This is a genomic window from Gillisella terrae, assembly GCF_004801395.1.
GTDB lineage: Bacteria > Pseudomonadota > Alphaproteobacteria > Rhizobiales > Rhizobiaceae > Allorhizobium > Allorhizobium terrae.
Map to the genome: position 1 here is coordinate 13336 of NZ_SSOA01000014.1, position 12795 is coordinate 26130.

At 55.4% G+C, this 12795-nt stretch carries 7 protein-coding genes; all 7 read right to left on the reverse strand.

Translation table 11 applies throughout. The features are described 5' to 3' along the window. Window positions 1-181: 181 nt before the first annotated feature. Window positions 182-2134 carry a glycogen debranching protein GlgX gene (gene glgX, locus E6C51_RS18400; RefSeq protein WP_190237074.1) on the reverse strand — a complete coding sequence of 651 codons (1953 nt, stop codon included), beginning with the start codon at window positions 2132-2134 and terminating at the stop codon, window positions 182-184. A gap of 9 nt (window positions 2135-2143) precedes the next feature. Next, window positions 2144-3772: an alpha-D-glucose phosphate-specific phosphoglucomutase gene (locus E6C51_RS18405; protein WP_190237075.1), complete on the reverse strand. Its 1629-nt coding sequence runs from the start codon at window positions 3770-3772 to the stop codon at window positions 2144-2146. A 7-nt stretch (window positions 3773-3779) separates the two neighbouring features. Then, the gene (glgA, locus tag E6C51_RS18410) at window positions 3780-5216 is read right to left on the reverse strand and encodes a glycogen synthase GlgA (RefSeq protein ID WP_190237076.1); all 1437 of its coding nucleotides are present in this window, start codon (window positions 5214-5216) and stop codon (window positions 3780-3782) included. 4 nt (window positions 5217-5220) lie between these two features. After that, window positions 5221-6483, reverse strand: coding sequence for a glucose-1-phosphate adenylyltransferase (glgC, locus tag E6C51_RS18415; RefSeq protein ID WP_190237077.1), 1263 nt, complete (start codon window positions 6481-6483; stop codon window positions 5221-5223). A 16-nt stretch (window positions 6484-6499) separates the two neighbouring features. Further along, complete coding sequence (glgB, locus tag E6C51_RS18420) at window positions 6500-8713, reverse strand: 1,4-alpha-glucan branching protein GlgB (protein ID WP_190237078.1); 2214 nt, start codon at window positions 8711-8713, stop codon at window positions 6500-6502. Then, window positions 8713-11175: a glycogen/starch/alpha-glucan phosphorylase gene (locus E6C51_RS18425; protein ID WP_190237079.1), complete on the reverse strand. Its 2463-nt coding sequence runs from the start codon at window positions 11173-11175 to the stop codon at window positions 8713-8715. Before E6C51_RS18425 ends, glgB begins: the two co-directional genes overlap by 1 nt. 255 nt (window positions 11176-11430) lie before the next feature. Then, window positions 11431-12630 carry a VWA domain-containing protein gene (locus E6C51_RS18430; protein ID WP_190237080.1) on the reverse strand — a complete coding sequence of 400 codons (1200 nt, stop codon included), beginning with the start codon at window positions 12628-12630 and terminating at the stop codon, window positions 11431-11433. Window positions 12631-12795 lie beyond the last annotated feature (165 nt).

The window sequence follows — 12795 nt, forward strand, 5'->3', positions numbered from 1 at the left end:
AATTTTCACCTTAAATCGATTCCGATTTAAGGAATTATGCAGTAGAGTCTGTCAGGTTCAGACTGAACCAGACAGACTCTAACATTCTTTGTTTTCGTTTGTCTTATCGGGAAAACCGGATTCCACTTTTCCCTGACAAACTCTAAAAGCTGGGGCGCAATTGTTTATAAACAAGCTTATTTCAAGATCCTGATATTTGGTCTTCAATCAGGAATGTCACGGACCGGGCCGGAATTTCCCCGCTGGCGGCGAGCTTTTTCGCCAAAACATTGCGCCATTGTCCAACAGATGCTTCAGGCATGGTCAGCGAAAATGCCTCACCCCGGTTGATCAGAATGGCGAGACGAACCAAAGTTTGGGTGTTGTGATCAAGTGTGTTGAGGATAAGCCCGATAAACGCGCCATGTTGGGCTTCCCAATCCCATACAGACATGGGCTTACCCGATGCCGATAGCCACTCAACCTCGCGATCTTTGAAAAAGGCGGGATCACCGAGAACGGGAAAACGTTTGCGCAACTTAGAAAGCGATGCGGTGAGATCAACGAGGTCGCGATCAAGCTTCGACCAATCCAGCCAGGTGAGGTCATTGTCCTGGCAATAGGCATTGTTATTGCCGTGCTGGCTGCGTCCGCCTTCATCGCCTGCCGTCAGCATGATCCAGCCTTTTGAAGCAAACAGGGTGGAGAGCAGGGCTTTGAGATCGCGTTTGCGGGCTGCCAGAATGGCCGGGTCGGTCGTCTCACCTTCTGCGCCATTATTCCAGGAATGATTGTCGTTGTGGCCGTCGCGATTGTCTTCGCCATTGGCCTCATTGTGCTTGTGGCTATAGGCAACCAGATCATGCAGGGTAAAGCCATCATGGGCGGCGATAAAATTGACGCTGCGGGTGCTGTCTTGAGAGAAAACATCCGATGAGCCAGCCAATGCAGTGGCGATTTGCCCGCTCATATAATCATCACCCCGCCAAAATCTGCGCATCACGTCGCGGGCGCGGTCGTTCCATTCCAGAAACGGCTTTGGAAAATGGCCAAGCTGATAGCCGCCGGGGCCGATATCCCAAGGTTCGGCGATCATGATACGGTCAGACAAAAGATCGTCACTGAGAAGAGCACTCAGCGTTTCGCCCTGCGCGTCAAAGCCATTGGCAGTGCGACCCAGCACCGGGGCGAGATCAAAGCGAAAGCCATCGACACCCGCGTGGGCAACAAAATGGCGCAGGCTATCGACAATCAATTGCCGGACCTGAGGATGGTCGCAGGCCACCGTATTGCCGCAGCCCGTATCATTGACCAAAACACCGGGTTGATCGGGCAGATGGCGGTAGTAGCTGCGATTATCCAGCCCGCGCATTGAGAGCGTTGCCCCATAGCGGTCGCTCTCGCCCGTGTGGTTGAACACCAAATCGAGAATGACACCAATGCCCTCACGGTGCAGGGCGGTCACGGTGTCACGCAATTCGTCCAGACCGCCGGGGCAAAGGCGAGGGTCGAGCGCCATGAACGCCACGGGGTTATAGCCCCAGCTGTTGCGAAGATTAAGGGCTGCGAGGTGACGCTCATCAATCCATGCGGTGATGGGCAAAAGTTCAACCGCATCAACACTCAGATGTTTGAGATGGGCCAGGATGGCGGGGTGGGCGAGGGCTTTGAGCGTGCCGCGCATGGCTTCTGGCACATCCGGGTGCAGCATGGAAAAGCCACGCACGCTGATTTCATAGATAAAGCCATTGGCGGGCAGGAGGGGCGGTGCAATTTTGACGGCAACCGGGGCCGTTAAAATGGCTTTTGGCACCAGCGATGCCGTATCGAAGCCAAACTCTGACAGGCGCTGATCATGCTGGAAAGGCCGATCCAGAATCATCGCATAGGGATCGACCAGCAGCTTGGAGGGATCAAACCATTGCCCCTGATCGGGATCATAAGGACCATGGGCGCGATAGCCATAGCGCGCGCCCGCCTTAAGACCCGGTACCGTGATGCGAAAAAATCCGTCCTCGCCGCCATGCATGGCAAGACAGCGGGTTTGCTGTTCACCGGCGTCGTCGAACAGGCATAATTCGACCCGCTCGGCATGACGAGAGAAGACCGCAAAGTCTGCTCCCGTCGCTGTCACATATGCGCCGCCGCCGGTCATCGGCCCCGATCAGGTGATAACGCTCGGCGCATCGCGCCCGGTGCGGGCCTTGATGTCTGCCAGTTCTTCGGCAGCCACAATCAGATCGGCCAAAGCTTCCTGGGTTTCCATGCTGTGGTTGGACGAATCCGGCTCATAGCGCTCGATATAGACCCGAAGGGTGGCCCCAGACGTGCCGGTGCCAGACAGGCGGAACACGATGCGTGATCCCCCTTCGAACATAATTCGAATGCCCTGCTTTTTGCTCTCGGAATGATCGATCGGATCATGATAGGCAAAATCATCGGCGGCCTCGACAGTGAGATCGCCAATCTTGGTGCCGGGCAGATCAGCAAGCTTTGCACGCAAAGCCTCGATCAACCCATTGGCGGCATCGGAATCGACTTCTTCATAATCGTGACGGCAATAGTAATTGCGGCCATAGCTGGCCCAATGCTGGCGTACGATTTCCTGCACGCTTTCGCCACGGCTGGCCAGCACGTTAAGCCACAGCAGAACAGCCCAAAGGCCGTCCTTTTCGCGCACATGGCTGGAGCCGGTGCCAGCACTTTCCTCACCACAGATGGTCACTTTGCCAGCATCCATCAGATTGCCAAAAAATTTCCAGCCGGTTGGCGTTTCATACATGCCAATCTTCAGCCGCTCTGCCACCTTGTCGGCAGCCGCACTGGTGGGCATGGAGCGGGCGATACCAGCAATACCGCCGGAATAGCCGGGCGCGAGATTGGCATTGGCTGCCAAAATCGCAAGGCTATCGGACGGGGTAACAAACATGCCCTTGCCGATAATCAGATTGCGGTCGCCGTCGCCGTCCGAGGCTGCGCCAAAGTCAGGCGCATCAGGCCCCATCAATTCGTCATAAAGGTCTTTGGCGTGGACCAGATTAGGGTCCGGGTGATGGCCGCCAAAATCGGGCAGGGGGGTGGCGTTGCGCACTGTGCCTTCCGGTGCACCCAGACGGTTTTCCAGAATTTCCTTGGCATAGGGGCCGGTGACGGCGCTCATGGCATCAAACGACATGCGAAAGCCGAGGCTGAACATGTTGCGAATGCCGGGGAAGTCAAACAATTGCTCCATGAGGGCTGCATAATCCGCAACAGGATCAATCACCTCAACCGTCATGGTGCCCAGTTCAAAGCTGTTGATATTGTCGAGATTGATGTCGGCCACATCCAGCGTTTTATAGGAGGTGATGGTCTTGGAATTGGCGTAGATGGCATCGGTGATGCGCTCCGGTGCCGGGCCGCCATTGCCAATATTGTATTTAATGCCGAAGTCTTCGGTGGGGCCGCCGGGATTGTGGCTGGCAGAGAGAATAATACCACCAAAGGCTTTGTACTTGCGAATAATATTGGAGGCCGCAGGCGTCGATAAAATGCCGCCCTGGCCCACCAGCACCCGGCCAAAGCCATTGGCGGCTGCCATTTTGATGGCTTTTTGAATGACTTCACGGTTATAGAACCGTCCATCGCCGCCGATCACCAGCGTCTTGCCTTTGAAATCTTCCAGCGAATCGAAAATCGATTGGATGAAGTTTTCGGCGTAATGTTCCTGCTGGAAATGCGGAACTTTCTTTCTCAGGCCCGATGTGCCGGGCTTCTGGTCAGAATAGGGTTTGGTTGGAACCGTGATAATCATGCGAGTTTCAGCCTTTTCCGAGGAGGCGATGATAAAGATGGACGTAAGCCTGTGCGCTTGCTTCCCATGATACGTCTGCTTTCATGCCCTGCTTCTGGATCTGATTCCATGTTTTTGTGTCGTTGAACAGACGAATTGTGCGACGCACAGCCTGCTTTAATCCGTCCGCAGTCACCGCTGCGAATTGTATGCCCGTTGCCACCTTGGCGGCAAGCGCTGCCGTGTTGGCGTCAATGATCGTGTCGTTCAAACCACCGGTTCGCGCAACAACAGGCACGCAGCCGTAGCGCAAGCCATAAAGCTGGGTCAAGCCGCAAGGTTCAAAACGCGATGGAATGATAATCGCATCACTGCCCGCCTGCATCAGGTGAGACAGCGGCTCATTATAGCCCAATTGCACGCCCACCCGGCCAGGATGGCGATTTGCCGCCGTTTTCAAGGCCCATTCCAGCCCCGGCTCGCCAGAGCCGAGAACCACAAGCTTGCCGCCTTCTGCCACCAGATCGTCAATGATCTCGGCCAGAACATCCATGCCTTTTTGCCAGGTCAGGCGCGAGATCACACAGAAAATCGGCGAATTATCCTGATCGAGGCCAAAATGTTTTGAAAGCGAGTCCCGGTTGAGGCTGCGTTTTTTCAGCGTTGTCACGCCGTAAGATGCGGCGATGAGCGCGTCTTTGGCTGGATTCCATGCTTCAATATCGATTCCATTGACAATCCCGTGCAGGCTGTCGGCGCGGCTGGCCACCACGCCTTCCAATCCCATACCATAGGCTGGTTCGAGAATTTCCTCGGCATAGGATGGGCTGACGGTGCTGATGGCGTGGGCCGTGACAATGGCCCCCTTCAGGTAAGATACCGTGCCATGATATTCGAGCGCTTCCCAATAGGCATGGCCGGGAAGTTGAAGCTCTGGCAAGATATTGGCAGGAAACTGCCCCTGAAAAGCAATGTTGTGAATGGTCAAAAGGCTGGGGATTTCAGGCTTTTCGCTATAGCGCATAAACACCGGCACAAGGGCCGCCTGCCAGTCATGCACATGTACCAGATCCGGTTGCCAATCATTGAGCGCTCCTTGAGCAATCTCAGCACCAGCCATGGATAACACCGCAAACCGTTTCCAATTGTCGGCATAGTCCTGGCCTGTGGGGTCCAGATAGGGGCCACCGGCTCTTTGGTAAAGACTTGGCGCGTCCAGAACCAGAAGATCCAGCCCTTCATAGGTGGCGGCCAGAAGGGTCGCTGCCTCTCCCAAAAGATCTGGAAAATGCATCAGAGGATTGGCAGGCCCGATTTTGTCCATCACTGCCGGATAGCCGGGCAGCAGGGTGCGGGTATTGATGCCCAGCGCATCAAGCGCCAGCGGCAGTGCACCCGCCACATCGGCAAGACCACCGGTTTTAATGAGCGGATAGACTTCCGAGGTGACGGATAAAACATTCATCTGATTACAGATCCAGCTTGTCGATCATCGCCTGGGTGATGAGGCAGATCCCATTTTCAGAACGGCGGAAGCGTTTGGCATCCATTTCAGGGTCTTCACCGACAATCAGCCCCTCAGGGATGACCACGCCATGGTCGATCACCACATTGGTCAGACGGGCATGACGACCCACAGTGACGCGTGGCAAAATCACCGCTCCTTCGAGCCGCGAGTAGGAATTGGCCCGCACACCGGTAAACAACAGGCTTTTATACAGCGCTGAGCCGGAAATGATGCAATCGCCCGACACCAGCGATGAAATTGCCGAACCGCGACGACCCTCATCATCATGGACGAATTTTGCGGGCGGGTTGATCTCAGCGTAAGTCCAGATCGGCCAGGTCTTGTCGTAAATATCCAGCTCCGGCACGATGTCTGTGAGATCGACATTGGCTTGCCAATAGGCATCAATGGTGCCGACATCGCGCCAATAGGGGTTTCGTTCAAAATCGGAGCGCACGCAGGAACTGGCAAACCGATGCGCCACCGCTTTGCCGTGCTCGACGATATAAGGAATGATGTCCTTGCCAAAATCGCGGCTGGAATTGGGGTCGGCGGCATCGCAGCGCAAGGCATCCATCAGGAATTTGGTGTGGAAGACATAAATGCCCATGGAGGCCAGCGCCATGCTTTCATTGCCCGGAATACCCGGCGGATCGGCGGGCTTTTCGACAAAGGCGACGATATTGTCTTTCTCGTCCACATGCATGACGCCAAAGCCGGTCGCTTCAAGCCGTGGAACCTCCATGCAGCCAACGGTGACATCTGCGCCACTGTCGACATGCTGCTGAAGCATCAGCTCATAGTCCATTTTATAGATGTGGTCGCCAGCCAGAATGACCATATATTCCGGCGCGTAGGATTCGATAATATCAATATTCTGAAACACCGCATCGGCTGTGCCTTCATACCATTGTGTTTCTGATACGCGCTGGCTGGCGGGAAGAATATCGAAGCTCTCGTTGCGCTCGGGCCGCAAGAAATCCCAGCCGCGCTGCAAATGGCGGATCAGGGAGTGGGCTTTATACTGGGTGGCAACCCCAATGCGGCGGATGCCCGAATTGATGGCATTGGACAGGGCAAAATCAATGATACGGGCTTTACCGCCAAAATAGACTGCGGGTTTGGCGCGGCGGTCCGTCAGTTCTTTCAGGCGGCTTCCTCGTCCTCCTGCCAGCACATAGGCCATAGCATCGCGCGCCAAGGGTTGAACTCTCTTCGTTGTCATAAAATGCCCTCCCGCATTAAGATTCCAGCTCCAGCATAATCACGGCCAATGGCGGTAAAGACAGGCTTGCTGCCGCCCAGTCGTGGCCTTGAGGCACCGCCTCCACCCGACCGCCATTCCCCTTGCCGCTGCCGCCGTAGATTTCAGCATCCGTATTCAAAATTTCCCGCCAACGGCCAGCAACCGGCAGCGGAACAGTATAATGCTCATGATAAACGGGGGTCAGGTTTGCGATCACTGCAATGGGCTTGCAATCGGGTGCCTTGCGCAGCCACGCAAACACCGATTGCTCGACATCATCGCTGATCAACCATTCAAAACCTTCTCCTTCGCAGTCTCGGGCATGCAGCGTTGGCTTGTTGCGATAGGTCAGGTTCAGATCGCGCACCAGCCGGCGCATACCTTCATGTAGAGGATATTGCAGCAGGTTCCAGTCCAGCGCGCGCTTTTCGCTCCATTCACTCCATTGGGCAAATTCCTGCCCCATAAACAGCAGTTTCTTGCCGGGATAACCCCACATAAACGCATAATAAGCGCGAAGGTTCGCAAATTTCTGCCAGTCATCACCGGGCATTTTGGCAATCATCGAGCCTTTGCCATGCACCACTTCATCATGGGAAATCGGCAGCACGAAATTTTCGCTGAACGCATAGAGCAGGCCGAAGGTGATTTCCTGATGATGAAATTTGCGATGGACCGGATCACGGGCAAAAAAGCTAAGCGTGTCATGCATGAAACCCATGTTCCATTTGAAGCCGAAGCCCAAACCACCCTCATGCACCGGCTGCGACACTTTTGGCCAGGATGTGCTTTCCTCGGCAATGGTCATCATCTGCGGATGGGCTGCATAAACCTGCTGGTTCATTTTTTGCAAAAAGCGCACCGATTCCAGATTTTCGCGCCCGCCATATTCGTTGGGAATCCACTCGCCGTCTTTTCGCGAATAATCGAGATAAAGCATCGAGGCCACCGCATCGACCCGCAAGCCGTCGAGGTGGAATTTCTCGCCCCAATAGAGCGCATTGTTGGTCAGATAGGACAAAACCTCGGAGCGGCCAAAATTATAGATCGCCGTGTTCCAGTCGGGGTGAAAGCCCTGACGCGGGTCTTCATGCTCATAGAGAGCGGTGCCGTCAAACTGGCGAAGGCCGTGGGCGTCGGTGGGGAAATGGGCGGGAACCCAATCCAGCAACACGCCAATGCCCACCTTGTGGCAGCCGTTGACGAAACGGGCAAAACCTTCCGGCTCGCCAAAGCGTGCGGTGGGAGCATAAAGCCCGGTGGTCTGATAGCCCCATGACGGATCATAAGGGTGCTCGCTGATGGGCAGAAACTCGATATGTGTAAAGCCCATATCAACGCAATAGGGGATCAGCCGTTCGGCCATTTCATCCCAGGTGAGAAACGAGCCATCGTCGCGCAATTGCCATGACCCGGCATGGACCTCATAGATCGACATCGGCTGGCGGCGCTTGTCCACGCTTGCCCAATGCTTGATATGGTCTGCGTCATCCCAGTCCTGCTCAAGTTCGCCGGTGGTGATCGAGGCCGTTTGCGGGCGCAATTCGCTGCGCCTGGCAAAGGGATCGGCTTTGAGGGGTAAAACATCGCCATAAATGCCGAGGATTTCGAATTTATAGGCGCTGCCTGCCCGTATATCGGGCGCAAAAATCTCCCAGATGCCGGTGTCGCGCCGCAGCCGCATCACATGGCGGCGGCCATCCCATTCGTTGAAATCGCCCACCACAGACACCCGCTTGGCATTGGGTGCCCAGACCGCAAAATGAAAGCCATCCGCCCCCTGATGGTGGAGGGGGTGGGCACCCATCTTGTCAAACAGGCGCAGGTGCGAGCCTTCGCGCACAAAATAATCATCCATCGGCCCCAGCACCGGGCCAAAGCTATAGGGGTCGGTGACCGACCATTCCACATCGCCGCGCGTGGCGCGGTAGCGCAATGGCTGAATGGCTTTGACAGCAACGATGCCCGCAAAAAAGCCATCCGGATGGAGGCAGTTCAAATCCCCCAGCATAGTGCCGTCCAGCGCCATGGCCGTGATGGTTTCGGCACCGGGAATGAAACAGCGGGCAACAAAGCCGTCTTTGCTGTTATGCACGCCCAGCACGGCAAAAGGATCGGTGTGCTGGCCCGATAGAATGGCATCAACAACAGCAGGGGCTGGAGCCATAGGCTCCGTTGATTTTTCGGCCTGCTTGCTTGGTTTCTTCATCAGGCTCTCCAGATGTCGGCCGTATATTGCTTGATTGTCCGATCAGAAGAGAACCAGCCCATGCGAGCGGTGTTGTAGATGGTTTTGGCGTTCCATGTGCTGCGGTCCAGCCAGACCTCATCCACGGTGCGTTGCGCGCTGGCATAGGCATCGAAGTCGGCGGCAACCATGAACCAGTCGTGGGAATAAAGCCCATCCACCAGCTCCTGGAAACGACCGCGATCATCCGGCGAAAAGACCCCGGAGGCAATGGCAGATAGCGCCTGCGACAGTTCGCGCGAATGCTCGATAATGGCGCGGGGATTGTGGCCATCGCTGCGCACCTTGCCCACCTCTTCGGCGGTCATGCCAAAGATGAAGATGTTGTCAGCGCCAACATGGTCGCGCATTTCGACATTGGCCCCGTCCAGCGTGCCGATGGTCAACGCGCCGTTGAGGGCAAATTTCATATTGCCGGTGCCAGACGCTTCCATGCCCGCGGTCGAGATCTGCTCGGACAGGTCGGCGGCAGGCACCATGACCTCGGCCAGCGAGACATTGTAATTGGGCACGAACACCACTTTGAGCAAGCCGCGCACCGATGGGTCGTTATTGATCACGCGGGCCACATCATTGGCCAGTTTGATGATCAATTTCGCATTGTGATAGCTCGGCGCTGCCTTGCCTGCGAACAGCTTGACCCGCGGCACCCAGTCGCGCTCGGGATGGGAGCGAATCTGATCGTAAAGCGCCACAGTCTCAATGATGTTGAGAAGCTGACGCTTATATTCATGAATACGCTTGATCTGAATGTCGAACATCGCCGATGGATCAAGCCGAATGCCCATGCGGCTGGCCACCAGATTGGACAATTGCTGTTTGTTGGCCCGTTTGATGCTAGCGAACTTTTCCTGAAACGCGCTGTCGTGGGCAAAGGCATCAAGGGCCGTCAGCTTTTCGGCATCATCCAGAAAGTCATCGCCAATCGCTTCACGGATCAGCGAGGTGAGGCCGGGATTGCACTGCATCAGCCAGCGGCGCGGGGTAATGCCATTGGTCTTGTTGTTGATCCGGTCGGGATAGAGCTTGTGCAGATTGGCAAACACCGTTTCCTTCATCAGCTCGGTGTGCAGCGCAGACACGCCATTGATGGAATGGGAGCCCATGAAGGCCAGATTGCCCATGCGCACACGCCGGTCGCCATTTTCATCAATCAGCGAAATGCTGGAGATTTCCTGATCATTGAAATTTTTCTCCTTGCGCGCTTCTACCAGACATTTGGCATTGATCGCATAGACCAGCTGCATATGGCGGGGCAAAAGCCGCTCAAACAGCGGTACCGGCCAGCTTTCCAGAGCTTCCGGCAGCAACGTATGGTTGGTATAGGAGAATGTACCCTTGGTGATCTCCCAAGCCGTGTCAAAATCCAGACCGTGAATATCGCAAAGCTGGCGCATCAATTCGGCAACCGACACCGCAGGGTGGGTATCGTTGAGCTGAATAGCGACCTTTTGCGGCAGATCGGTCAGTGCATTGCCCTGTTGCAGATGGCGGCGCACAATGTCTTGCAGGGATGCCGAGCAGAAGAAATATTCCTGCCGCAGACGCAATTCCTGCCCGGCCGGCGTGGCATCAGCGGGATAGAGAACGCGGGTCAGGCTTTCAGCCCGATTGCTTTCGCGCAGCGCGCCAATGTGGTCGCCAGCGTTGAACGCGTCGAGCAGGATCGGATCAATCGGCTGGGCCGACCACAGACGCAGCGTGTTGATGCGCGCGCCGCGCCAGCCGACGATGGGGGTATCAAACGCCATGGCAATCACGCGCTCGCTGGGCTTCCACACATGGCGGATGTCGTCCGTGCCGGTGTTAATGGTTTCCACGCCACCGCCAAAGCCGATTTCATAGGCGCTTTCGCGGCGCTCAAACTCCCACGGATTGCCGTGGGCCAGCCATGTTTCGGGCAGTTCGACCTGCCAGCCATCGGCCATCTGCTGGCGGAAAAGACCATGCACATAGCGAATACCATAACCATAGGCCGGAATATTCACCGTTGCCATGCTTTCCATGAAGCAGGCGGCGAGGCGGCCAAGGCCACCATTGCCAAGGGCGGCATCAGGCTCAAGGCCAGCGATGACGGCCATATCAACACCCAGCGAGCCGAGCGCTTCGCGGATTTCGTCCATCAGGCCGAGGTTGCTCATGGCATCGCGCATCAGGCGGCCAATCAGAAATTCCAGCGATAGATAATAGACCCGCTTGGCGTTGGTGGCATAGGTCTCGCGGGTGGATTCCATCCAGCGGTCAATGATGCGGTCACGCACCACTAAAATTGTGGCGGTCAGCCAGTCGTGAGGCTGGGCAACCTTGGCGTCCTTGCCAATACCATAGGTGAGCCGTTCGATAATCTCTGCGGCCAGTGTTTCAGGATTGGAAACACGCGGTGCTGGAAGCGGGAGGTCAGCCTTGGGAAGATTTTTGATCATAACGTTCGCCACATGGTGAGAATGAATGGGCAGGGCGCAAGGACCGGACAGTGTGCAGCGCAAACCACCAGGAAGTGCAGTTTATGCATCCTTGATGAGTTGTGGCAACAGGCTATTTTCGAAAGATGAACTATTACTGTTGGTTGAGAAGATTTTGGCGCAAGGAGATGCGTCTTGAAATCCAGATGGCATCAGTGAGAGGACGGTTTTAATCCGCGGTTGTCTGGCCCAAAACAGGCCTGAATTGGATGGGTGTTAATTTGTCAGGCGTGTTGTGGTTGGCTTCGTGGTTGTTTTGCCAATCGATGTGAAAGCCGCGACCAGGCTGGCGGTGTTGGTCGCTTCAAAATAATGATTGCTATCGGTGGCGCAAAAATTCAGCAGCGATTTACCGTTGGGGGGCGCATTGAAGGCCACGGTGAAAATCTCGATTTTATCTGCTTTGATCTGATTGCACATGTTGCGCACATTCGAATCAATCGTGGCATTCCAGGTGTTGCTGTTTCCGGTCATTTCACCATCGGTCAAAAACACGACATATCGCTTGAAATCGCTGGTCTTATGGGCTTTGGCCTCCGTTTTGTTCGAGGCTTTCAAGGCACTATATGCCGCGGCCAATGCCCCCGTTGCGTCGGTGCCACCGGATGCCTGCAAGGCGTTGACATAGGAAACCACTTTCGCGGTTCCCCATCCCATGGCTTGCTGCGCGTCGGCCGCGCTGTTGTAGGAATCTGCGCCCATACGCACATAGGAGTTGGTTGGATCGTTGGCGTTCAGCTTGGCAGCAAGGCTTTGTACGGCCAATTTCAGCGATTGAATTTTTGTATAATATTGCGTGCAGGCATAGGTGTTTGTAACGGGACCGAACCAGGTCCAGTAGGTATCTGTGCAGGTGGTTGAATAGGTGGTGTCCGTTGCATCATTCATGGAGCCTGAGCGGTCCAGCGCGAGATACATCGACAATGGGTTCCCCTCTGGCCCTGTCGAGCTGGTAACCGTGGATGCCTCGGCCTTGCCATAGGCCGAAATCGTCACGGTTTTCCAGCCAAAGGCCTGGGAAAGCGCGTTGGTTTGCATGGTATAGGAGCTGGTCAAGCCCACGTCATAAATGGTGCCATTGCCCGTGTCTGTGGTCGAAATATTGGTGCTGGCGGTCAGGTTTGCCGCCTCAGTGGTGGCATCGCTCAAGGAATTGGCCAGTTGCGACTGGACATAGCTTTTCGCCATCGCGTCAGCCGCATCCTTGCTCATGTTGTTGGTCATGGCGGTGGCGGTGGCAAGGGCTGCGGCATCCACGGCATTTTGCATGGCGCGCTTGTTTTGTATCATATTGGTCGCATCAAGGCCGAGGCCAACAACCCCGACACTGACCGGCAGCAACAGCGCCGTCATCATGCCGAAATTGCCCGATGTTTCGCGCAAAAGCGAAAAGAGGCGGCTTCGAAATGTCGACATGGCCATGATATCCAACCCCGATCGTCGCGTATCTTTATTTTCGGTTGTCAGAGAAAACCGGCTTTTCCTGATAACTCTCATGGTATCACGATTAACTGTCGTCGGTTGATTTCAACCTAATGAAACTGCTTAAATTTTATCTAATCTCACGATAATACAAATGTC

What these genes read in the sequence shown, in the direction of transcription:
- glgC (WP_190237077.1), bottom strand. Translation starts at nt 6,483, where the DNA reads ATGACAACGAAGAGAGTTCAACCCTTGGCGCGCGATGCTATGGCCTAT.
- E6C51_RS18430 (WP_190237080.1), bottom strand. Translation starts at nt 12,630, where the DNA reads ATGTCGACATTTCGAAGCCGCCTCTTTTCGCTTTTGCGCGAAACATCG.
- glgA (WP_190237076.1), bottom strand. Translation starts at nt 5,216, where the DNA reads ATGAATGTTTTATCCGTCACCTCGGAAGTCTATCCGCTCATTAAAACC.
- glgB (WP_190237078.1), bottom strand. Translation starts at nt 8,713, where the DNA reads ATGAAGAAACCAAGCAAGCAGGCCGAAAAATCAACGGAGCCTATGGCT.
- E6C51_RS18425 (WP_190237079.1), bottom strand. Translation starts at nt 11,175, where the DNA reads ATGATCAAAAATCTTCCCAAGGCTGACCTCCCGCTTCCAGCACCGCGT.
- glgX (WP_190237074.1), bottom strand. Translation starts at nt 2,134, where the DNA reads ATGACCGGCGGCGGCGCATATGTGACAGCGACGGGAGCAGACTTTGCG.
- E6C51_RS18405 (WP_190237075.1), bottom strand. Translation starts at nt 3,772, where the DNA reads ATGATTATCACGGTTCCAACCAAACCCTATTCTGACCAGAAGCCCGGC.